We start from the raw sequence: 22013 nt of genomic DNA on the forward strand, positions 1-22013 counted from the left end.
GCGGCGGACAAGATCGCGGCGATCAACGAGTCGATCCGGCAGATGGCCCACAGCAGAGCCAGCCGTCCAAGGTGGACGACTGAGCTTCCTGTTGGCCGCCACCGAAGTCGCCGATCTGACCACCTGAGCGCTCAGGCCGCAGGGCGTTTCGCCGCGGCGAGCGCCTCGCGTACGGTCTGCGCGCTCACCGGCGTACCGGGGACCACGCCGTACGTGCCGTAAGGAGTCACGTAGACCGGGGTGTCCCGCTGGGTACGCCAGTTCTCGGCGAGCGGGCCGGCGTCCACAGTGTCATAGCCGAGGCTGTCGAAAAGCTCGGTGACCGCCTGCTTGGCGGCCGCGTCGTCACCGGCGATCGGCAGCGCCGACCGGTCCGCGCTGCCCGCCGGCCGCGCCAGGGTCCGCAGGTGATCGAACCAGATGTTGTTGAACCCCTTCACCACGCGGGCCTCCGTGAGGTGCTTCTGCAGCAGCTCACCGGTGGTGCTGGAGCCGTCTTCCACCTCGTCGAAGATACCGTCGCGCTCCGGGTAGTAGTTGTTGGTGTCGATGACCACCTTGCCCGCGAGGGGCTCCACCGGCACCTCCCGGTACGCCCGCAGCGGCACCGTCACCACCACGATGTCCCCGGCCGCAGCCGCCTCGGCCGCAGTTGCCGCACGCGCCTTGGGCCCCAGCTCAGACACCAGGTCTTGGAGGGTCGCCGGACCACGCGAGTTGCTCAGCACCACGTCGTGCCCGGCGGCAACCGCCAGCCGCGCCACAGTGCTTCCGATGTTCCCGCTGCCGATGAGTCCGATCGTCGTCATGCCACCGGCAACCCCGCCCGTTCCCGACCGATTCCACCCGGCTCAGGAGCGTGACCGGCGGCACACCGTCAGCGGGTTGGCGTCCGCGATGCGACGGCTGAGCATTGCGGGGGCGCGGAAGGTTCGCCGGCGAGCGCGAGATTCGCGTTGATTTCGGTGGGGGTCGCGAACCCGGCAAAGGCCGACCCGACCGCCAAGTCGATGGTCGCATCCGGGCGGTCGGGGTCGAAAGTCATGGCGACCTGACCGTTCAGCTCCGCCCGTACGACGGTCGCCGAGCCGATCGCTGCCGGCCCGTAGCGGAGGGCGGCCGCGCTGGCAGTGGGGACACGGTCGGTCGTACCGGTCTGAACGGCGAATCCGCGAGTCCGCAACTGAGCGGTCGCTGCGTCCCGCAGCTCGGCCGGCGCCCCGCCGTCGAGCACGCGGATCCGGACCTCGGCCGGGTCGTCCGGCAGAGCGACAACGCAGCTCACGAAGGGCCTGCCCGCAGCTTGGTCGGCGACCGGCGCGGCGTGCTGGTGCGGCCACGCGAACACTGTGCTCGCGGTGGCCGTCACGGCGGCGCCCGCGGTCAGAACCGCGGCCAGCTGCCGGCGGCTCCGGCGGCGACCGCGTGCGCGGACGGCGGCGGCCGGCAGAAACCGAAGGTGCTGAACGTCCGCCTCCAGCTCCCGCACCCGTTCATCAACGTGACGTGACATCGCTGACCTCCTGATCGTCTTCGTTGAGCAGCCGGGCAAGGGCGGCGCGCGCCCTCGACAGCCGCGCCTTGACCGTCCCCTCGGCAGCGCCGACACTCGCGGCGATGTCGCGGACCGGCATGTCCAGCAGGTAGTACAAGGCGATGACCTGCCGCTGCGACTTCGGCAGCTGCCGGAGCGCATCGGCGACGGCCACCCGGTCCGGCGACGGGCTGTCGACAACCTGATCGGGCGGCCCCAGCCGGGCCCGAGCGGTGAGCCAGCGTCGCAAACTCCGCCACCGATTGGCCATCAGCCGCCAGGCGACCGCTCGCACCCACGCCTCGGGGTCGTCGTATCCGGCAACCTTGGACCAGTGCTGCCAGGCTCTCGCGAAAGCCTCTTGAGCGATGTCCTGGGCTTCGGACCGGTCACCACAGGCGGCATAGAGATAGAGCACGACGCGCCGAACCGTCGCAATGTAGAAGGCGTCGAAGTCGGCGCTGTCGCTGGCCGGCATGTTCCCCGCTTCCCGTGGGTGCTCGCACACCTGACAACACACCGCAGCGACCCGCCCGGTTACATCCGGCTGTGAAGAGTTTCATGGAGTCTTGTTCCAAAACTCACAGTGGTGGGCAGCGGGTGCCCGAACTTGCGTCCCCGGCCGGTGAGTACGGTGCGAGTGCGACACCCGGGCTGGGATAGGTGCTCGCCGAGTACCTTGGCCGCGTCGTGAGTGACGTTGTCGGCGTCGCCGCCGAATCGGGCGATGTTGCGGCCCACCCAGCGCGGCGACCGTACCCCTCAGGGCGCCGGAGTAGGTGACGACGACGGCCGGGTCCGGCGATCTTCTCGCGTCCATCGAAGCCTGGGCGCCGATTTCGGAGGTGAGGATCCGGTCGTAGTGAGTACGGCGGCCAACATGACAGATATACGAACAGCTCTCATGGACTCGACGCTATGGCCACCGGCCGGGACCTCATCCGCATGGCAGCGACACCTTGACTACGTTGACGCGCATACCCGGCGGGTCAGCTGCGGATCCGGCCCCACGGCTTGAACACGGCCAATACCACGGCCACGACCAGGGCGGCCGGAGACACGATCGGCGGATAGATCATGTTGCCCACCGAGGCGGTCACGATGTGGCCCGCCGCCAGCTCGCGGCCGAGCTCGCTCAACTCCGACAGTCCCGGCCGCAGCGCCAGCGGGACGAGCCCCGTGAGCATGACGTTCAAGGCCAGCTTCATGGCGACCCACCAGTAGCGAACGAACCCGTACCGGCTGGTCAGCCCCAGCACGACCCCTCTGGCAAGGCAGACGATGCCCGCGGTGAACAGCGGCCACACCGCGAATAGCTGGAGCGCCTGATAGCACAGCGCCCGGGTACCGGTGTCATGGTTGAGCACTGCGGTGAAGACGAGTACAGCCATCGCGACATCGACTCCCAGCCACGCCCCGGCGGACGCGATGTGAACCGCAAGGACACCTTTGCGGGTCCGCACGCCCATCCCGAGCCGGCGCCCGCTGCCCCGGGCAGTACTCACCATGAGGAACCACCCGTCTGATTCGCCAAGGGCTGCCGCCGTGTCCGCGAGTGCTTGAGGCGACCCACGCCCCTGAGCTTTGCGGCAATGAGGCGTCCGGTCATCGGCTTGAGCGCTGAGTCCGACCTACCCCGCTTGACGTAGGCGCCCCGGCTCACCTGCGCGGCTGGACGTACCAGTGAACCTCCGCGAAGCGGTGGAGCTTTACGTGCAGCAAGATCGAGAGCCTGACGCGAAGCCGTCAGGATGATCCAGATGAAGTCTCGCTCAGGCCGGCTGGAGCCAATCCTCGATGATCGGAGGTTCGGGCGGCCCTTTTGTCAGCCACGCGTCGAGCGCATCAACCAGCGGACCGATATGCTGCCGCGAGCGGGGGAAAGTGCGGCTGCTCGTGAACAAAAGTCCGGCGATCGACGCGTTCGCCTGCAGGGCGCGCAGTTTGATCGGCTGAAAGTCCTTAACATTTTCGGTCAACAGCCAGCATCGTTGCGCAGCGGCCCACGCGAAGACCTCTTCATCCGGCATGGCGCGCATTTCTGGCCTCTCGACCAGAGCGACGACCAGATGGCCTTGCGCTCGCAGCGCCTCGGCGACCGTCGGCGAAAACATCTCATCCAGCAGCAGCCGAATCAGTTCTACCGGCTCGGTCACGCGATCAGCTTCTGCTGGACAGTCCAAGCGTGCTCCGCACGAACCGATGCAACCTCAGCGGCCTCGATTTCCCCGTCGATCTCGGCGCTGTAATCGCCGTAGTAGCTGACGGCCGAGGTAACCCGGCTGACGTCAACGGCAAATGTCTCAGCAGCGGCGACGAGGGCAGCCGGCCCTCGTTCATCGATCTCTCGAAGAAACTTGACGACCTCCCAGACGTCAGGTCCGTAAGCAAGAGCGGCGCGACGGCCGGACGGGCCGGGCTTGAAGATGATGCCAGGGTGCTCCGCCATCCGCAGGCCCTCGTCGACGAGCCGGTGAGCCAGCGCGGACACGTTGTTGCCAACCTCGGCGGAGGCTTGGTGTCGAAGTCTGGCCAGCACCGCGTCGTCAAACCGTATGGACCGGGGCGTCGTCATGGCTACATCGTAGCGACCCTGCTACACATCCAGCCACGAGATTCTGGCATGGGTACACCCAATGACGAGCAGCTCGTCATCGATTACCGCCGCGACGGACCCACCACACGCAACCACCGCGCCGCGGGGCGCAACCACCGCGCCGCCGGGCGCAACCACCGCGCCGCCGGGCGTCCGGGGGCTCGGCCCCCGGAGCGAAATGACGAGGCGACCCGGTTCGCGCTTTCCGCGAACACGGGCCGCCATCGACTCGTGGAGGTGCCGGGAATCGAACCCGGGTCCTTCGTTGCTTTGTCAGGGCTTCTCCGAGCGCAGCTCACTATGCCTCTACTCGGCCCTCCGGATCATGTGAGCGAGTCCGGATGACGGGTCCAGTCGCAGATTAATCTCGCCGTGCGGTCCCCGCGACCGGGGCCGGTTGGCCAACCTCCTAAATGATGCCGGAAATCTGGAACGGAGGTGCTTCCAGCCCGACAGCGTCGCTACTTGCCTCAGGCGGCGAGTGCGAACGCAGCGCGATTGTTATCGGCGCTTATAAGTTTCCAACGACCGATTACCGAGACGACGTTGGCTTCCTCGGCTCGCTTCCCCTGTCTCCACGTACGAAGTCGAAACCAGTCACCCCCCAGTCGGAACAACCCTACAAGTCTAACTCACCCGGCAGGAACCGCTACCGACGGAGCACCCGGACGGGCGCAGCCGGTCGCGGGTGCGGGCGCCGGCCTGGTAACCGAAGGACGCGGACTGGCCGGGGGCCAGGGAACCGCTGGTGAAGACGAACGTGCTGCCCTGCTGGCTGCCCTGTGCGTTCCACGTGCCGTACAGCCGGAGACCGGAGACCGAGCCGTGCGACACGCTCACCGACCAGCTTGCCGCCTTTGTGCCGGTGTTGGTGAGCTGCACCATCCCTACGTAGCCGCCGCCCCATGAGGAGGAGGTCGACACGGTCGCCGAGAAGGTGGCTTTGGCGACCGGCTTCGTCGAGGTGCGCGTGACGTGCGGCGTCGGTGATGAGGATGCGGAGTGCCGGGCCGACGGCGACGTGGACGGCTTGCGGGACGTCGACGGGGTGGCTGACGTCGACGGGCGCGGCAGCATCGAGATGGTCGGCGACGGCGATTCCGGCTCGGCGGCGTTGACCGGGACGGTGGGCATCGACGGCAGCACGACCGTCGGGCCGGCGGCGTCGGCGGTGGAGGGGCCCACCGCGCGTACGGCCACCCAGACCACCAGCGCGACCAGGACCGTCAAGGCGGCGAGGAAGACCAGGCGGGCCGGGCTGACCGGAGTCGGGGAGTGCTTCGAGACGGGCAAGGACCGCCCTTTCCGAAAGGCTTGCGAGGGGGGATCGCAGACTACCTAATCACGGCATGCCTTTGATACGGCGACCCATGGAGCGATTGATCTCCTTCTGCGCATCGCGGGCGGCCAGGTCCTGCCGCTTGTCGTAGCTCTTCTTGCCCTTGGCCAGGCCGAGCTCGACTTTCGCGTACCCGTTGTTGAAGTAGACCGAGAGCGGGATGAGCGTGACGCCGTCGTCGCGGAGTTTGCCCTGCATCTTGCGGATTTCTTCGCGGTTGAGCAGCAGCTTGCGGACCCGGCGTGGCTCGTGGTTGGTCCACGTTCCCTGCGTGTATTCCGGGATGTGCATGCCCCGCAGGAAGATCTCGCCGTTGGTCTCCTCGGCGAACGCGTCGGTCAGCGACGCGCGGCCGGCCCGTAGGGATTTGACCTCGGTGCCGGTCAGGGCCATGCCCGCTTCGTACGTATCGGAGATCGCGTAGTCGTGGTATGCCTTCCGGTTGGAGGCAACCACCTTCCGCCCCTGTTCCCGTGGCATGCCGAGCTACCCCCTGTTGACGAGTGAGAACCATTTCAACACAGGCAGGAGGGCAGGTATTTCAGCGGGTTCCGGGGTACGCCGTCGAACCGCGTCTCGAAGTGCAGATGGTTGCCGGTGGATGCGCCCGTGGTGCCGACCCGGCCGATGACGTCGCCGCGGTGCACCCACTCCCCCACGTTCACGAGGATCGCCGACTGGTGGCCGTAGCAGGTCATGAAGTCGACCCCGTCGGAGTGGCCGTGGTCGAGGCAGGTGTAGTTGCCGTACCCGCCGGACCAGCCGGCCCGGACCACCCGCCCGGACGCCGCGGCGTGGATCGGCATGCCGTGCGGCGCGGCGAAGTCGGTGCCCGCGTGCAGTTGCCAGACCCGGTAGAAGGGGTCGTAGCGGTAGCCGAAGTTGCTGGATTTCCAGCCGTCGACCGGCATCAGGAGGCGGCCGCCGGAGTAGCGGCCGGAGGCGCCGCGGGCCGAGACGCCGCGCAGCTGGGCCTGGATGCGTGACTCTTCCGCCTTGGCGGCCCGGTAGCGCGCGAGCACGGCCGAGCGCTGCCCGTTGGCCACGCGCAGGGCGGCCAGTCGGGACGCGGCGATGCGGTCGAGTGCCTGCTTCGCGCGTACCGCAGAAGCCTGCGCCGCTTGCGCGGCGTGCAATTTTTCTCTTGCCGACATTTCGGCATCTTCGGCGGTGCGCTTGGCGAGGGCGGCACGGTCCTGTTCGGTACGTGCGGCGCCGCGCGCGCTGGTCAGCACGTCGACGTCGTGTTGCTGGGTGCGCATGACCTGGGTGATCAGGCTGAGGCGGTCGATGACGTCCTGCGGCCCGGTGGCGTCGACGAGCACGTTGATCCGCGAGATCTCGCTGCCCATGTAGCTGGCCTGGGCGATGCTGTCGACTCGCACCCGGGCGTCGTCGAGACGGCCCTGGGCCTGCTGGAACTGGCCGGCGATGACGCCGTAGGAGGCGCGGGCGGCGTTGGCCCGGCGTCCGGCCGTGTTGGCGTCGGCGAGTGCGGCCGCGACGAGGCCGCGGGCGGTGGCGAGGTTGGTGCGGGCAACGGGCAGGGCCGCGCTGGCCGCTTCGAACCGGCGGGCCGCCTGCTGGGCGGTCGCGGTGGCGTTCTCGAGGAGGGCTTCGGCACGGTCGACGGCTTGACCGGCGCGGTCGGCGGCGTCACCGCCCGGTTCGGCCAGTGCGGGGCCGGATCCGGTCAGGAGCAGCCCGGCGACCAGGAAGCCCACGCATCCGGCCAGGACGGCGGATACCCGGCTATGTCGGCGATAGGACCACACGGGGAATCACCGTACTCCGACCAACCGGGACTAACGGTCTAAATCGCCCAACGGCCGCGTCCCTGTGCGGAACGCGGCCGTTGTCGACAGCCGGGAGATCCCGGGTCAGACCTTCAGGTAGAACCGCAGGGTGACCCATGCGGTGATCGCACTGACCACGGCGCCCACCCCGGCCAGCAGCGGCAACATGAGCCACACGTTGCTGTTGTGAATCGGAGTCAGGATGCTGGTCAGGGCCTGGAGCCGGTGATCGAGCAGGACGATCTTGAAGAGGAAGAGCGCGATGAAACCGATGATCGAGCCGATCAGGCCGGCCACCACCGCCTCGAGGACGAACGGTGACTGGATGAACCAGTTCGAGGCGCCGACCAGCTTCATGACCGCGACTTCACGCCTCTTGCTGTAGGCCGCGACCTGGATTGTGTTACCGACGAGCAGCAACGCGGCCAAGGCCATCACCCCAGCCACCACGAGGGCGAACACCTGGATCGCGTTGAAGATCTTGAAGACCTTGTCGAGCAGGGTGCGCTGGTCGATGATCTGGTCGATGCCCTGCAGACTCTGGATCTGGTCGGCGAACTGCTTGTACTGCTCCGGGTTCTTGAGCTTGACCCGGAACGACTCGGGAAGGCTGTTGGGGCCGATCGACTTCACGAAGTCCGGCGAGTCCTGCCAGAGCTCCTTGAACCGGTTGAAAGCCTGCTCTTTGGTCTCGTAGCTGCGCGACTTGACGAGCGAGCTCTGGGCGATCGCGCCATCAATTGCCTGGCGTTGGGTGTCCGTGATGTCGTTTTTAAGGAAGACCGACACCTCGATCTCGCCGTAGTAGTAACTCTTCATCTGGTCGACCTGCAGGAACAGCAGGACACTCGCGCCCAGCATGGCCAGCGAGACCGACATGGTGATGATCATGGCGACCGTCATGGTGACGTTTCGCCACAGGCCCACCAGGACCTCGTTGAGGATGTACTTCAAGCGCATCGGGGGGTTCCTTCCGGGACTCCGCGTCCTGCTACTGCTTCAGCTGTCGATGGGTGGGCGGAGCCCGGCCTAGCCGTAAACGCCACGGGCCTGGTCACGGACGATGCGCCCGCTCTCGATCTCGATGACCCGGCGGCGCATCTGGTTCACGATGTTGGAGTCGTGGGTGACCATGACAACCGTGGTGCCGGTCCGGTTGATCCGGTCCAGCAGGCGCATGATCTCGATCGAGGTGTCGGGGTCGAGGTTACCGGTGGGCTCGTCGGCGAGCAGGATCAGCGGACGGTTCACGAACGCTCGCGCCACCGCGACACGCTGCTGCTCACCGCCGGAGAGCTCGTGGGGGTAGCGGTGCTCCTTGCCGCCGAGACCGACCAGCTCCAGGACCTCGGGGACGACGCGCCGCGCGACCGCCTTGGTCTTGCCGATCACCTCGAGCGCGAAGGCGACGTTCTCGTACGCAGTGCGGTTGGGCAGCAGGCGGAAGTCCTGGAAGACGCAGCCGATCGAGCGCCGGAAGTGGGGGACCTTCCAGGAGCGCAGGGTCGTGACGTCCTTGGCGTTCACCACCACCTTGCCACGGGTCGGACCGACCTCGTGCAGGAGCAGTTTGATGATCGTGGACTTGCCGGAACCGGAGGGGCCGATGAAGAAGACGAACTCACCCTTCTCGATACCGACGCTGACATCGTCCAGCGACGGCCGAGACGCCTTCGGATAAGTCTTCGTCACGTTCTCGAGCTGAATCACGGGAACGCAGTCTACGCGGTGTAACGAAAACGCCAACCCCGGCGGGTCCCGGAATCTGCACCGCCGGTGGAGAAAGTGAGGACCGTACGGGTGGCACCTGACCCAACGTTCAGGTGCCGTCGCCGTCCGTGTCCTGCTGGATCAGCCGGCCGTCTGGCTCCGCTTGCGCCACCGGATGCCGGCCTCGATGAACTCGTCCAGGTCACCGTCGAAGACCGAGGACGGGTTGCCGGTCTCGTGCTCCGTCCGCAGGTCCTTGACCATTTGGTAGGGGTGCAGGACGTACGACCGCATCTGGTCACCCCAGGATCCGGTGGTGTCCTGCTTGAGGCCGGCGAGCTTGGCCTCCTCCTCCTGACGCTTCCGCTCGAGCAGTCGCGCCTGGAGCACCCGCATGGCCGAGGCCTTGTTCTGAAGCTGCGATTTCTCGTTCTGACACGTGACCACGATGCCCGTCGGAATGTGCGTGAGGCGCACAGCGGAGTCAGTCGTGTTAACGCTCTGTCCACCAGGGCCCGACGAACGGTAGACGTCGACCCGAAGTTCGTTCTCGGGGATGTCGATGTGGTCGGTCTGCGCGACCACCGGCATCACCTCGACACCGGCGAAGCTCGTCTGGCGCCGGCCCTGGTTGTCGAACGGGCTGATCCGCACCAGCCGGTGGGTGCCGGACTCGACGCTGAGGGTGCCGAACGCGTACGGGACCTTGACCGCGAAGGTCGCGGACTTGAGCCCCGCCTCCTCAGCGTAGGAGGTCTCGTAGACCTCGGTCGGATAGCCGTGCCGCTCGGCCCACCGCAGGTACATCCGCATGAGCATCTCGGCGAAGTCGGCCGCGTCGACGCCGCCGGCGCCGGCCCGGATGGCCACCACTGCCTCGCGGGAGTCGTACTCCCCGGAGAGCAGGGTGCGCACCTCCATCTCCTCGATAGCCTTGCTCAGGGCGGTGATCTCGGTGCCGACCTCGGCGACCGAGGCCTCGTCGCTCTCGGCCTGGGCCATCTCGAGCAGCAACCCGGCGTCGTCGAGCCGGGAGCGCAGGCGGTCCATCCGGCTGAGCTCGCCCGATATATACGAGAGGCGAGAGTTGACGTCCTGGGCGCGGGCCTGGTCATCCCATAGATCGGGGACGGAGGCCTGCTCCTCCAGTTCAGCCTTGTCGCGGCGCAGCTTGTCGACATCGAGGACACTCTCGATGTTGCGCAGGGTGGCGTCGAGCGCCTTGAGGTGCTCGGGATAGTCGGCAGCTGTCACAACAGTCAAGACTACGCCGCCCCGACCGACCGGGTTTGGATGACCTGGTGGGCCGGGGCGGGCAGGTCGTCAGGCCGACGGAGCGATCTTGAGCCAGCTGAGCGCCGCCTTGTGATAGGCAACGGCGAACTCGAGAGCGGCGGCACCGTAGTTGTCGCCGTTCTTCTTCGCCTCCTTGGCCTGCTCCTTGGCCATGGCCAGAGCCTCGGAGTGGTATTCGTTGGCGCCCGTGTAGAGCGTCTGCAGCTGGCTGCCGCTGTGTTGGTCGCCGAAGGCGACACGCAGGGCGACCGGGTTGCGCAGCGCGTCCCGTCCCGGCGACTCGGCGAGCCATCGGCTGAAGGCTCGCTTGCCGGAGGCGGTGATCGCGTAGGGCTGGCTGGAACGAGGGCCGGGCTTACCGAGCCGGACATATCCCATTTCGGCGAGAACGGGCAGTTCGCGGTAAACCTGGCTCCGCGTCATCGACCAGTAGGGCCCGAGGCGGCGTTCGGCAGCCGCCATGAGCTGTCCGCCGGTCATCGGTCCCTCGTGTAGCAGGCCGAGCAGTGCGGCAGCCGTGGGGTTGATTTGAGAGTCGGGCATGCCTCTAAGCTGCCACTTTGTAGCTTCGGCGTCCAGGATTTCGCCCGATCCGTCCATTTTGCGTCTCCACAAGCGACTGTCCCGCACAGACAGTCCGACGTCGAGCGACACACACCGGCGTTTTTCCGTTGTGGAGCTTCCTGACCAGCTAAAATGGTTCATCTAAACGGTCAGACGGCGATGCAGGGCTGAAAGTATGCCGAAAAGGACGGGCCGCCGTGTGAAGAACACGCAAGAGACCCAATTTTGGACAATCGGTTGGATCTCTCCTCCTCGGCCGCACGACCTGGCCTAAGCGCAGGCCAGTACCCTGTGCCCCATGAGCGAGCAGCAGTCCGCACCCGTCGTCGAGCAGCCGGCGTCGCGCGGGCTCCTGCTGGCCGTCCTCAGCCTGGTCTGGATGGCCGCGATGCTGTTCTCGGCCCGCATCACCATCACGGGCGGGCCGGACGCCGAGATGGAAGTAACCTCCACGGCGTACGCATTGCCCGGCGCTGTCTCGGCCGCGCTGGTCACCGGCATCGCTGTCGCGCTGGCCGTGCTCGGCCTGGTCGCACAGCGCCGCTCGCCGGGCGCGACGACGCGTTTCGCGATCGCCACCGGCACCGGCCTGGTCGTCGGTCTGCTCGGCGCGCTGGTCGTCGTCACGATCAACACCGAGGGCTGGCTGTACGCGGTCGTCGGCGGCACGATCGCCGCGGCGTCCACGATCGGCGGTGCGCTCGCCGGCCTCCGCATGCCGCGTGTCCTGGCCGCGGTGTGCTGGGGCTCGATCGCCGTCTTCGTGGTCGGCTTCCTGCTCAACGTCTTCCAGAATCCGGTGCTCGACGCGCTCGGCTCGGGTGACTCCGAACAGTCCCAGACCAGTGCCGCGCAGTGGTTCTCGTTCTCCCAGTCGCTGCTCAGCGGCGTGGCCGCCGGCATCGTCGGGCAGCGGCTGCTCCGGCGGGCCCGCCGACGAGCGGGCGGTGCCGACGTGAGCCCGGCGTTCTACTTCCTCGCCGGCGGCGGCCCCGGCCTGCTGCTGCTGGTCGGCGAGGCCCTCACCCGCACCGCGGGCGCCCGGGTGCTCGACCTCGCCGGCAAGGTCAGCGTGCTCGAACTGACGGTGCAAAAGCTGCTCAGCGGTGCCCGGTTCAACAGCGCGCTGATCGTGCTCTTCGCGGGGGCGATCACGGCGGCGGTCGCGTACGGAATCGGCATCAAGCCGGCCGCGGAGGACGAGCCCCACGCCGGCGCGGAACCCGAACCGGCCCCGGCCCCGGCCGAACAAGCCGGCTGACCCCGCGCCGCCGCGATGATCAGATCAGCTGGTCCAACTCGGAGACCGCGTACCACTCCAGCTCGTGGTCCTCGGCGCCGTCAACAGTGAACTGCGCGTCCGGATCCCCGGCCAGCGCCTCCTCGACCACGTCGACCGCAGCCGCGATCTCCTCGGCCGCGTCGGCGCTGTCCACGTGAATCGCCGCCACGTCACCCAGAGCCACCGGCCCGACAAGCTGGACGGTGCTCGAACCCAGCTCGACCTCCTCCCGCTTCACCAAGCCGGACGGCACGTCGGCCGAGACCACGACCCGGCGGCGCGGCGCCTGCGGGTCGTGACGCAGCAGCTGAAGGGCGCCCTGAGCGGCGCGGGTGAACGCGACGTACTCCAACTCCTCCTCGTCACCCTCCGCGTACCACTCGCGGAGCGACGGGGTCACCGCGTGCGCGGCCGGCGCGACCTCACCGAGGCTCCCGGACGCGCGCAGGGCCGTCAGCATCGGCACGGTGGCCGGCACATAGACCCGGACCAGATCGGTGATCGGCACGTCTCCTCCTGCGGTTCGACCGTCCTCGTCCTACACCGTCGCATCGGCGGCGGAAAGGTCATTCCACCAGTCGTGTCCCGATCGTGGTCGACCGGCCTCAGCAGCCGCAGGCTGCTTCGGCGGTGAGAGGGTCCGGCACGGCGGTCTCCTCGCCATTTTCCGTACGCACGGGGAAGCCCTCCCGAATCCAGTACTCGATGCCGCCGAGCATCTCTTTCGCGTCGAAGCCGGCCTCGGACAGCGCCAAGGCGGCCCGGGTCGCGCCGTTGCAGCCCGGCCCCCAGCAGTAGGCGACCACCGGGACGCCGGAGTGGAGAAGGGCGGCCGCGCGCGACGGGATGTCGGCGGTCGGAAGGTGGATCGCGCCGGGAATGTGTCCCTGGTCCCAGGCCGCCGCGGACCTGGAGTCGATGAGGATCAGGGCCGGGAGGTGTCCGGCTTTCGCCAAGGCGGCGTGGACGTCGGAGACGTCGGTTTGGAAGTCGAGGCGGGCGCGGAAGAAGGCGGCGGCCGCCTGCTGTCGGGTGGTCGTCATGGTCGACAACGCTATTCGCGGCTCCGCTTGTGGCACACCGTCAAGCCACGGCGGTGGGATGGGATGGCCGGGGAAACACCGGTAGGTTATCAAGATGGCCGCGGAACTCACGCTCGACAAGACCGACTGGCGTTTACTGGCCGAACTTCAGCGGGACGGGCGGACCTCGTACGCCGAACTCGCCCGAGCCGTCGCGATGAGCGCAAGTGCCGTCGCGGAGCGCGTGCGCCGCCTCGAAGAGGCCGGTGTGATCGCCGGCTACCGGGCGACGGTCGACCCGGAACGCGTCGGCCTGACCGTTATGGCGTTCGTGCGGCTGCGCTATCCGACCGGGAACTACCGGCCGTTCCACGCCCTGCTCGACTCCACCCCCGAGATCGTCGAGGCGCACCACGTGACCGGCGAAGACTGCTTCGTGCTCAAGGTGCTGGCCCGCTCGATGCGGCACCTCGAGGAGGTGACGGGGCGCATCTCCGGCCTGGGCGCGGTGACAACCAGCGTGGTCTATTCGAGCCCGTTGAGCGGCCGCGCCGTCGCCGGGTGAGATAGTGGCAGGCTATCGGAGGCAAACGGTGGCAAACTAAGCTTCTTGAGGAGGCCGAATGGAAGCCCGTTTCCTGCTGCTGGCCGACGTAGCGGCCGAGTTGAACGTGTCAGATTCGCAGGTCTACCACATGGTCCGCAGCGGCGAACTGCCCGCCATCAAGATCGGCGGGCGCGGCCAGTGGCGCGTGGAGCGTTCCCGGCTGGAGGAATACATCCAGCAGAAGTACGCGGAGACAGCACAGTGGGTGGCTGACAACCCGCTGGCCGAGCGCGAGACCGAGTGACCGTTATGCCCCTCCTCCCGGATCGGTGGTTCGCGGTTGACGCTTGCTTCGACAGTTGTCGAGAATCGCTGTCGTAAGCAAACGAAGGCAAACGCAAGATCGGGGTGGCGGGATGTCGGGGACGGTGGAGTTCGCCCCTCGCGGGCCGGGCCGTAGCAGGGCGGACGGGCCTACGCAGAGCGGGTCGACGCAGAGCGGGTCGACGCAGAGCGAGCCGACGCAGGACGAGCCGGCGCGGGGTGGATCGGCACAGAGGCGACCAGCGCCAAGCGGACCGGAGCAGAGCGGACCGGAGCAGAGCGGACCGGAGCAGAGCGGACCAGCACAGCGCCAGTCTCGGCGGCGCGAGACCCAGCAGCGCGAGACCGCACAAAGTCGATCGGTGCCCAGCGGGCCACCACGGAGCCGATCCGCGCATGGCGAGTCTCAGCAGGGAGAGTTCCAGCAGGGCGGGTCCGGGCAGAACGAGCCTACGCAGAGTCCGTCGACGCTGAGCGGGTCCCCGCAGAGCCCGTCGGCGCAGCACGACGAGTCCCGGCAGGGCGAGCGCCCACAGCGGGAGGCCCCGCAGCGCCAATCCGCGCAGAGCGGCCCTGAACAAAGCCAACCGACGCCCAGCGGGCCGCCACAGAGCCCATCCGCGCAGCAGAAGTCCCAGCACAACGAATCCCCGCGGCACGAGTCCCCGCAGAGCCGCTCGGCCCCCGGCGGATCACCACAGAGCCGCCCGACGCAGGGTGAACCGCAGCAGAGCGGATCGCGGCAGAGCGGCCCTGCACGGAGTCGACCAACGTCCGGCGGGCCACCGCAAAGCCGATTGGGGCAATACAAGTCTCAGCAGGACATGTCACTGCAGCCCGGACTGGCGGAGGGCGGACCCGCACAGAACGGATCGGACTGGGGCGTGGGTGTGCAGGCGGAAGCGGTCGGTGGGTCGCGGAGGCGGAGTCGGCGGGTTGAGGTCGGGAGTGCGATGCGGCTGCGGCGGGTGCCTGAGTGTGAGCCGCCCTATGACGACGAGGTTGACGTTCGGGACGTGGTTATCCCCGGGCAGCTGACGTTGGACTGGTCGCCGGCGGCGGTGGCGGCGGCCGGTGGGCTGGTGACGGTTACGGGCACGTTCAGCGCGATCGGGACGACCAGTGCGGCGTCGGTGCGGGCGCGGGAAATGGCGCACGGGCGGCCGGCGGTTGCTGGGGTGTCCACGGACGCGAAGATCGCGGTGCATCGGTTTGTGCGGCATTGCGTGGAGGTGCTTAACGGCTACCGGCCGGCCGGCCATCTGCGCCGGCTCGCCTTGCCGGCCGAGGCGGCCACGATTGTGGCGCAAGGGCTGGCCGGGGCGCGGCGGGTCGCTAGCCTACGAGGAGCGGCACCGGGGCGGCGGGTGCCGCGGCGTTCACCGGCGGCCGTGATGCGCCTGCGGGTCTGCCAGCCCAGCCACGAAGCGGTCGAGGCCGCGGCCGCGCTGGTCACCACCCACCGCACCTGGGCGCTTGCGCTGCGGCTCGAGTTGCATTGCGAGATCTGGTCTGCAACCGCTTTACGCCTTATCTAGAGCCGTCTGCAACCGATCAGGAAGAGACCCCCGGGGCGCTCGTCGAGCAGTGGAGGCGGCGGGTGTCCCGGGCCATAAACGCCTGTGGACAACGGCTGAAACTTGTCGCACCCGGCTGCCTCGCCGCCAGGCACGAGCCACCACCCCACAGCGCAGCAGCACGCCGCGGCAGCAGCCATCACCGACAGGTCGGCGCGGAGCTCCGGCCAGCACGGCCGCCTTGAGGGCGCCCGAAGTAGGAGCAGGCTCGCCTGCGGCCCGGAGCCACCGGCCGGCGGCCGGCGGGAGCCGCGGGCCGGCTGTCGGCCGCGGCGCCACGGCGCCACGGCGAACTCTTCGTGATCCCCGCCCTGCGGGTGCCGACGGCCCGACGCGAGGGGCGCATGGCTCTTGGGTGCTCGACGGGCGTACACGAAAACGGCCCGCGCCGGCGATGAGCCGGCGGCGGGCCGCTTTGCGGAGGTTGCGCGGAGGTGGGCCTAGGCGGGACCGCCCGGGGCGCCGTGGCACCGCTTGTACTTCTTGCCTGAGCCGCAGTAGCACGGGGCGTTGCGGGACGGGCCGTTCGACTCGGGCTGGCCGGCCGGGCGGGAGCGCCGGCTCGCCGCCGTGTGGGCCGGGTTGGTCGGGACCGGGGAGCTGCCCCCGCCGATGCCGAGGGCCGGGGCTGCGGGCTGCTGCTGGATCGTCGGGGAGCCGTCGCCCGCGGCGCCGTCGATTGCCGGGGCCGTGTATTGCAGGTTTTGCGGGCGGTTGCCGCCGCCGAGGCCCTTCGCCCGCACGCCCACGCGGTCGGACTCGGTCTCGTTGGGCTCGGGCTGGGCGGTCATCACGCCACCGGTCGGCAGCGGGACCGCCCGGCTCGGGTCGACGGTGACGGTGGGGGCCTCTTCGACCTGGACCTCCAGGTTGAAGACGAAGCCGACCGCCTCCTCCTTGATGCCCTCCATCATCTGGTTGAACATGTCGAAGCCCTCGCGCTGGTATTCGACCACCGGGTCGCGTTGCGCGTAGGCCCGCAGGCTGATGCCTTCCTGCAGGTAGTCCATCTCGTAGAGGTGTTCGCGCCACTTGCGGTCGATGACCGCGAGCAGCACCTGCCGCTCGAGTTCGCGCACCGCCTCGGAGCCGAGTTCCTCTTCGCGGGCGGCGTACGCCTCGCGGGCGTCGGTCTTCAGCTGCTCGACGAGGAACTCCTGGTCGATCGTGCTGCGCTCGCCGCCGGACTCCTCGATGACGTCTTCGATGGTGAGGGTGACCGGGTAGAGGCGCTTGAGGTTGGTCCAGAGCTGCTCGAGGTCCCAGTCCTCGGCGTAGCCGTCGGAGGTCGCGGCCGTCACGTAGTCGGCGATCACGTCGTCGATCATGTGCTGGACCTGCTCGTGCATGTCTTCACCGTCGAGCACGCGCTTGCGCTCGGCGTAGATGACCACGCGCTGCTTGTTGAGGACCTCGTCGTACTTGAGGACGTTCTTGCGGATCTCGGCGTTCTGGCCCTCGATCTGGGTCTGGGCGCTGCGGATCTGCCGGGTCACCATCTTGGACTCGATCGGCACGTCCTCGGGGATGTTGAAGCGCTCCATGACCGCTTCGACCGCACCGGCCCGGAACCGCTTCATCAGGTCGTCCTGCAGCGACAGGTAGAACCGGGACTCGCCGGGGTCGCCCTGCCGGCCGGAGCGGCCGCGCAGCTGGTTGTCGATGCGCCGGGAGTCGTGCCGCTCGGTGCCGAGGACGTAGAGGCCGCCGGCCGCGATTACCTCGGAAGCCTCCTCGTCGCAGGCGTCCTTCCAGGTCGGAAGGACCTCTTCGAGGGCCTTCGCGTATTCCTCGGGGCTCTCTTCCGGGTCGAGGCCGCGCTGGGCGAGCTCGGTGGCGGCCAGGAACTCGGGGTTGCCGCCGAGCAGGATGTCGGTGCCTCGGCCGGCCATGTTGGTGGCCACCGTGACCCCGCCCTTGCGCCCGGCCTGGGCGATGATCGTCGCCTCCTGGGCGTGGAACTTCGCGTTGAGCACACTGTGCGGAATGCCGCGGCGGCGCAGCAGGTGCGACAGGATCTCGGAGTTTTCCACGCTCACCGTGCCGACCAGCACCGGCTGACCGGTGGCGTGGCGCTCGGCGATGTCCTCGATGACCGCGTCGAACTTGGCCTTCTCGGTCTTGTAGATGACGTCCGGGTGGTCGATGCGGATCATCGGACGGTGCGTCGGGATCGACACGACGCCGACCTTGTAGACGCTATTGAACTCGCCGGCCTCGGTCTGCGCCGTACCGGTCATGCCGCCGAGCTTCTCGTAGAGCCGGAAGTAGTTCTGCAGGGTGATGGTCGCCAGGGTCTGGTTTTCCTGCTTGACCTCCACCCCTTCCTTGGCCTCGATCGCCTGGTGCATGCCCTCGTTGTAACGCCGGCCGTGCAGGATGCGCCCGGTGAACTCGTCGACGATCAGGACTTCGCCACCCTCGTTGACGATGTAGTCCTTGTCCCGCTTGTAGAGCTCCTTGGCCTTGATGGCGTTGTTGAGGTAGCCGACCAGCGGCGTGTTGACCGACTCGTAGAGGTTGTCGATGCCGAGGCGGTCTTCCACCCGGGAGACGCCTCGCTCGGTGACCGCGATGGTGCGCTTGGCCTCGTCGACCTCGTAGTCTCCCTCGCCGTCCTTGCCCTTTTCGAGCCGCTTGACGATGGCGGCGAATTCGCCGTACCACCGGGCGGAGTGCTCGGCCGGACCGGAGATGATCAGCGGCGTGCGGGCCTCGTCGATGAGGATCGAGTCGACCTCGTCGACGATCGCGAAGTTGTGGCCGCGCTGGACCAGTTCGTCTTTCGACCACGCCATGTTGTCGCGCAGGTAGTCGAAGCCGAACTCGTTGTTCGTGCCGTACGTGATGTCGCACAGGTAGGCATCACGGTGCTCGGCGGCGGGCCGGTTGGGCAGGATCACGCCCACGGTGAGGCCGAGGAACACGTGCACCTGGCCGACCCACTCGGCGTCGCGCTGAGCGAGGTAGTCGTTGACCGTGATGATGTGCACGCCCTTGCCGCTCAACGCGTTGAGGTAGGCCGGGAACACACCGGTCAGGGTCTTGCCCTCACCGGTCTTCATCTCCGGGATGTTGCCGAAGTGCAGGGCCGCGCCGCCCATCAGCTGGACGTTGAAAGCCCGCTGGCCGAGCACGCGTTTGGCACCCTCGCGAGCCACCGCGAACGCCTCGGGGAGCAGGGAGTCGAGGGACTCTCCGTCCGCGACGCGTTCCTTGAACGACTCGGTGCATTCGCGCAGCTCGTCGTCGGTGAGGTCGACGTAGTCGTCCTCGATCGAGTTGACCGCATCCGCGATCGCTTTGAGCTTGCGCACCATGCGGCCTTCGCCGGCGCGTAGCACCTTTTCCAATATCGACACGGGTCAGCGCTCCCCTAGACAGTCTGCCCGACCATGGTAGGCGCCCTCTCTGGGAACCTGTGACCCGAGCCTCCAGTAAATCGCACATACAGGACGAAACTCCGGGTCAAATTCGCTGACAGCGCAGCCTCGCTACGGGTGCAACCGTTGGGACGGGCAAAGCGTGTCGGGCAATAATCAGACTTCTTATCAACTGACTGGGGGCCCGGTGAGTGCAGCGGAGATCAACGGTGACGGGGTACGCCTGCGGGCGTACCGGCCGGACGACGCGGAGGCCGTGGCCGCGGGCTATGACGACCCGCTCGCCCAGCGGTTCCTCCCGCCGCTGCCGTCCCCGTTCACCCTGCGGCACGCCGAGAGGTTCCTCTCCGAGGGCGTGGAGGCGGTCTTCGCCGACGGCGGTGTGGTCTACGCGATCGCCGACCTGCAGACCGACGAGTTGCTGGGCGGGATCGGCTTCGACCGGGTGGTCGCTCACCGGCGCCAGGCCGAGGTCGGCTACTGGGTCGGTCCGTGGGCGCGGGGGCGCGGGGTTGCCACGGCGGCGGTTCGTGCGCTGAGCGCGCATGCGCTCGGCGCCGGTCTCGAACGGCTCGAGCTTCTCACCCACTGGGAAAACGCCCCGAGCCAGCGGGTCGCGCTGGCCGCCGGCTTTCAGCGCGAGGGCGTACGCCGGGGAGCCCTCCCCGACCGCAGCGGCGGCCGCGACGACCTGGTCGCGTTCGCCCGTCTGGCCGGGGATTCCGGGGAACCGCTCCCCCGGTTGCTCCCCGACCTGCCCGGCGGCGAGTTGTCGGACGGCGTGGTGACCCTGCGCCCGCTCGGCCCGGACGACATCGAGTTCCTGACCACCCTGCGCAATCTGCCCGAGGTGATCGCGACGAGCGTGCCGGCCGTCCGGCCGACCGCGGAGGAGATCCGGCGCCGCGCCGTGCGCGCCGCCGCCCACTGGCTGGCCGGCAGCCGGGCCGACCTGGTCATCGTCGACACGGCCAGCGGGCGCCCGGCCGGCGAGCTCGGCCTGTTTTATCAGGAGCCGGTCACCAACCAGGCCATGATCGGTTACAGCACGCTGCCGGAGTTCCGCGGGCGCGGTTTCACCACTCGGGCCGCGGAACTCGTGGCGCTCTGGGCCTTTGCCGAGACTGACATCGCGCGCCTGATCGCCGGGGCCAATCCGGACAACAAGGCATCGCAGCGGGTCCTGGAGAAGGCCGGGTTCAAGCGCGAGGCCTATCTGCGCTCACGGTTGCCCGGACCGGACGGGGCCCGCGAGGACGACGTCCAGTTCGTGCTCCTCGCCGAGGACCTCCTGACCGAAGGCCCTCGGCTGGACGGTTGACGCTGGGCAACTTCCCCAACGGTGTGCGGCTAGGCGTGCGACTCGAGTGAGAGGATGCCGTAGTCGTAGCCGCGTCGTCGGTAGACGACGCTGGGCCGGCCACTGTCCTTATCCAGGAAGAGATAGAAGTCGTGCCCGACGAGCTCCATCTGGAAGAGGGCGTCGTCGACGGTCATCGGGTCGGCCGGGTGTTCCTTCTCGCGCACGATGCGCCAGGGTTGATCTTCATCGTGCTCGGCGAGCGCGGTGGCGACGGACGCGCCCTCGTCGGCCTCGTTCATGCTGAGATCGGTCGGCAGGCCCGCGGTGGCCGCCGAGACGGAGACCGGCGCGTGCCGGCCCCGGTGCACACGACGGCGGTCGGCCGAACGCCGCAACCGGCCGTCGAGCTTGGCGATGGCACAGTCCAGGGCTGCGTAGAAGTCTTTGGCACAGGCCTCGGCGCGTACGACTGGGCCTCTGGTCATGACCGTGATCTCGACCCGCTGGCACTTGTCGGACTGGCGCGGGTTGCGCTCGTGGAAGAGCTCCACATCCGCGCGCATCAGCTTCTGGTCATATCGCTCGACCTTGCTGAGTTTGTCGGCGACGTGCTCCCGATAATGGTCGGGAACCTCTACGTTGCGGCCCTTGACGACAATGTCCACTCGTGACCTCCCCCAACGTTTGTTCTGCTGGCGCCCGTGGGAAAGGGCGCCGAACTGCGACGCGGTGATCTGGTTCTGGTCGCGCTCCGTGAGCTGATTGCCCGGCGTGACCGATCGCGAATGAGACGCTCCTTTCCGGTGCGGCGGTCTGCGGATCGCTCCGCGCTCCCGGTGGGCGGATAGTGCAGAGCACGGTAGGCCGTTAGTGCAGAGCACGGTAGGCCGTATGGTGCAGCGCACATACCCTCGTCACCAAGACGCTAACGTGCCGACGCTCCCACGTCACCCCTCGTTCGGGATACCAGATGGCCGACGTTCCGCCCTTTCGGTATCCGGCGGGAGAAAAGTCGCGAAACGCTCTCGGGACGGGTGGCGCCTCCGCGTAGCAGCGAGCACAGCGGCCCCCGTGACCTGCATGTTCGCCCCCTCGAGCCGGGCCGTCGCCACGGCCAGCGTCGAGCCGGTCGTGACGATGTCGTCCACCACCACCAGCGTGCCTTTTCCGGGCGTTCGGCGGGAGTATTTGCCGATTCGTGCGGGCCGGACTCGCAGCGAACTCTCAGCCGCTGCCGCACGCTCGGCCACACTCAGTGACGCTGCGTCCGGCTTCGGTAACGCTCGCAGTAGGTGGTCGAGATCAGCCTTCCAACCCGCCTCGCGCAGCCGTCGCACGGCGTGTGCGGCCAGTCGCGTCGTGTGGTCACCGCCACGCTCCCGGGTGGCGGCCGCGGTCGAGGGGATCGGCACCAGGAGCACCGGGGCGCCTTTCGGCGCCAGCCGGGCCACCGCCGACGCGAGCAGGACGCCCAGAGGCCGGGCGAGGCGGTGACGGCCACGTTCCTTGTACGCCAGGAGAGTCCCGCGGAGTTCGCCCGCGTACGGCCCGACGGCGACGCACCGCGGCATGCCCGGCGGAGGCGGCTGGGGCGCGGCCGGGAAGGGTGTCAGCGCCTCGAGAGCGGCGGCGCACCGCTCGCAGGCGCCGTACCGCAGGCGTACGCGCTCGGTGCCGCAGCCCGCGCAGACAGTCGGCAGGAACAGGTCGGCGACGTCGCCGAGAATCGAGGCGAGCAAG

23 protein-coding genes and 1 other RNA gene are annotated in these 22013 nt (G+C 68.3%); 5 read left to right on the top strand and 19 right to left on the bottom strand.

Annotated elements, in window-relative coordinates; genetic code table 11:
• Positions 1 to 131: 131 nt before the first annotated feature.
• The 14 genes from ACIA5C_RS19225 to ACIA5C_RS19290 form a co-directional block, all read right to left on the bottom strand.
• Positions 132 to 809, bottom strand: a complete 678-nt coding sequence (locus ACIA5C_RS19225; RefSeq protein ID WP_396056330.1) for an NADPH-dependent F420 reductase — start codon at positions 807 to 809, stop codon at positions 132 to 134.
• 68 nt (positions 810 to 877) lie between these two features.
• On the bottom strand, positions 878 to 1513 hold the full coding sequence (locus ACIA5C_RS19230; RefSeq protein WP_396056332.1) for a LytR C-terminal domain-containing protein: 636 nt from the start codon (positions 1511 to 1513) through the stop codon (positions 878 to 880).
• Complete coding sequence (locus ACIA5C_RS19235) at positions 1497 to 2012, bottom strand: sigma-70 family RNA polymerase sigma factor (RefSeq protein WP_396056334.1); 516 nt, start codon at positions 2010 to 2012, stop codon at positions 1497 to 1499. Before ACIA5C_RS19235 ends, ACIA5C_RS19230 begins: the two co-directional genes overlap by 17 nt.
• A 511-nt stretch (positions 2013 to 2523) precedes the next feature.
• Complete coding sequence (locus ACIA5C_RS19240) at positions 2524 to 3003, bottom strand: hypothetical protein (protein ID WP_396056336.1); 480 nt, start codon at positions 3001 to 3003, stop codon at positions 2524 to 2526.
• 303 nt (positions 3004 to 3306) lie between these two features.
• Positions 3307 to 3690, bottom strand: coding sequence for a DUF5615 family PIN-like protein (locus tag ACIA5C_RS19245; protein ID WP_396056338.1), 384 nt, complete (start codon positions 3688 to 3690; stop codon positions 3307 to 3309).
• Complete coding sequence (locus ACIA5C_RS19250) at positions 3687 to 4109, bottom strand: hypothetical protein (RefSeq protein ID WP_396056340.1); 423 nt, start codon at positions 4107 to 4109, stop codon at positions 3687 to 3689. The genes ACIA5C_RS19245 and ACIA5C_RS19250 overlap by 4 nt, the downstream gene beginning before the upstream one ends.
• A 250-nt stretch (positions 4110 to 4359) precedes the next feature.
• Positions 4360 to 4735, bottom strand: a transfer-messenger RNA (tmRNA) gene (gene ssrA / locus ACIA5C_RS19255).
• 22 nt (positions 4736 to 4757) lie between these two features.
• Positions 4758 to 5423 carry a cellulose binding domain-containing protein gene (locus ACIA5C_RS19260; protein ID WP_396056342.1) on the bottom strand — a complete coding sequence of 222 codons (666 nt, stop codon included), beginning with the start codon at positions 5421 to 5423 and terminating at the stop codon, positions 4758 to 4760.
• Positions 5424 to 5472: 49 nt separating this feature from the next.
• A complete protein-coding gene (gene smpB, locus ACIA5C_RS19265) occupies positions 5473 to 5949 on the bottom strand; it encodes an SsrA-binding protein SmpB (protein ID WP_396056344.1) in 477 nt (158 codons plus the stop codon).
• A 35-nt stretch (positions 5950 to 5984) separates the two neighbouring features.
• Positions 5985 to 7244, bottom strand: a complete 1260-nt coding sequence (locus tag ACIA5C_RS19270) for a M23 family metallopeptidase (protein ID WP_396056346.1) — start codon at positions 7242 to 7244, stop codon at positions 5985 to 5987.
• A gap of 105 nt (positions 7245 to 7349) precedes the next feature.
• Positions 7350 to 8225, bottom strand: coding sequence for a permease-like cell division protein FtsX (gene ftsX, locus ACIA5C_RS19275; RefSeq protein WP_396056348.1), 876 nt, complete (start codon positions 8223 to 8225; stop codon positions 7350 to 7352).
• Between the two features lie 69 nt (positions 8226 to 8294).
• Positions 8295 to 8975 (bottom strand): cell division ATP-binding protein FtsE, encoded by a 681-nt coding sequence (ftsE, locus tag ACIA5C_RS19280; RefSeq protein ID WP_396056350.1) that lies wholly within the window; start codon positions 8973 to 8975, stop codon positions 8295 to 8297.
• Positions 8976 to 9116: 141 nt separating this feature from the next.
• Positions 9117 to 10229, bottom strand: a complete 1113-nt coding sequence (prfB, locus tag ACIA5C_RS19285; RefSeq protein WP_396056352.1) for a peptide chain release factor 2 — start codon at positions 10227 to 10229, stop codon at positions 9117 to 9119.
• 69 nt (positions 10230 to 10298) lie between these two features.
• Positions 10299 to 10814: a PadR family transcriptional regulator gene (locus tag ACIA5C_RS19290; RefSeq protein ID WP_364106896.1), complete on the bottom strand. Its 516-nt coding sequence runs from the start codon at positions 10812 to 10814 to the stop codon at positions 10299 to 10301.
• A 319-nt stretch (positions 10815 to 11133) separates the two neighbouring features.
• Between ACIA5C_RS19290 and ACIA5C_RS19295 the strand changes: the two genes are divergently transcribed.
• Entirely contained in the window at positions 11134 to 12096 is a 963-nt protein-coding gene (locus tag ACIA5C_RS19295) for a hypothetical protein (RefSeq protein ID WP_396056354.1), read from the top strand.
• A 19-nt stretch (positions 12097 to 12115) separates the two neighbouring features.
• Here ACIA5C_RS19295 and ACIA5C_RS19300 read toward each other — a convergent pair whose 3' ends face one another.
• Together ACIA5C_RS19300 and ACIA5C_RS19305 are read right to left on the bottom strand one after the other, a co-directional pair.
• Positions 12116 to 12619 carry a DUF6912 family protein gene (locus ACIA5C_RS19300; protein ID WP_396056666.1) on the bottom strand — a complete coding sequence of 168 codons (504 nt, stop codon included), beginning with the start codon at positions 12617 to 12619 and terminating at the stop codon, positions 12116 to 12118.
• A gap of 103 nt (positions 12620 to 12722) precedes the next feature.
• Positions 12723 to 13160 (bottom strand): rhodanese-like domain-containing protein, encoded by a 438-nt coding sequence (locus ACIA5C_RS19305; protein ID WP_396056356.1) that lies wholly within the window; start codon positions 13158 to 13160, stop codon positions 12723 to 12725.
• A gap of 94 nt (positions 13161 to 13254) precedes the next feature.
• On the opposite strand from ACIA5C_RS19305, the gene ACIA5C_RS19310 reads away from it, so the two are divergent.
• The 3 genes from ACIA5C_RS19310 (at position 13255) to ACIA5C_RS19320 (ending at position 15548) form a co-directional block, all read left to right on the top strand.
• Positions 13255 to 13704: an Lrp/AsnC family transcriptional regulator gene (locus ACIA5C_RS19310; RefSeq protein ID WP_396056358.1), complete on the top strand. Its 450-nt coding sequence runs from the start codon at positions 13255 to 13257 to the stop codon at positions 13702 to 13704.
• Between the two features lie 58 nt (positions 13705 to 13762).
• On the top strand, positions 13763 to 13990 hold the full coding sequence (locus ACIA5C_RS19315; protein WP_396056360.1) for a helix-turn-helix transcriptional regulator: 228 nt from the start codon (positions 13763 to 13765) through the stop codon (positions 13988 to 13990).
• Between the two features lie 973 nt (positions 13991 to 14963).
• Positions 14964 to 15548: an Rv3235 family protein gene (locus tag ACIA5C_RS19320; RefSeq protein WP_396056362.1), complete on the top strand. Its 585-nt coding sequence runs from the start codon at positions 14964 to 14966 to the stop codon at positions 15546 to 15548.
• 479 nt (positions 15549 to 16027) lie between these two features.
• Here the strand turns inward: ACIA5C_RS19320 and secA are convergent, their stop codons facing one another.
• Positions 16028 to 18949 (bottom strand): preprotein translocase subunit SecA, encoded by a 2922-nt coding sequence (gene secA / locus ACIA5C_RS19325; RefSeq protein ID WP_396056364.1) that lies wholly within the window; start codon positions 18947 to 18949, stop codon positions 16028 to 16030.
• Between the two features lie 208 nt (positions 18950 to 19157).
• On the opposite strand from secA, the gene ACIA5C_RS19330 reads away from it, so the two are divergent.
• A complete protein-coding gene (locus tag ACIA5C_RS19330) occupies positions 19158 to 20291 on the top strand; it encodes a GNAT family N-acetyltransferase (protein ID WP_396056366.1) in 1134 nt (377 codons plus the stop codon).
• A gap of 29 nt (positions 20292 to 20320) precedes the next feature.
• On the opposite strand, the gene hpf is transcribed toward ACIA5C_RS19330, so the two are convergent.
• Together hpf and ACIA5C_RS19340 are read right to left on the bottom strand one after the other, a co-directional pair.
• Positions 20321 to 20938, bottom strand: coding sequence for a ribosome hibernation-promoting factor, HPF/YfiA family (hpf, locus tag ACIA5C_RS19335; protein ID WP_396056368.1), 618 nt, complete (start codon positions 20936 to 20938; stop codon positions 20321 to 20323).
• 282 nt (positions 20939 to 21220) lie between these two features.
• Positions 21221 to 22012, bottom strand: coding sequence for a ComF family protein (locus ACIA5C_RS19340; RefSeq protein WP_396056370.1), 792 nt, complete (start codon positions 22010 to 22012; stop codon positions 21221 to 21223).
• Position 22013: the final 1 nt, after the last annotated feature.

It is taken from the genome of Actinoplanes sp. NPDC051343, from assembly GCF_044455125.1.
Lineage (GTDB): Bacteria > Actinomycetota > Actinomycetes > Mycobacteriales > Micromonosporaceae > Actinoplanes.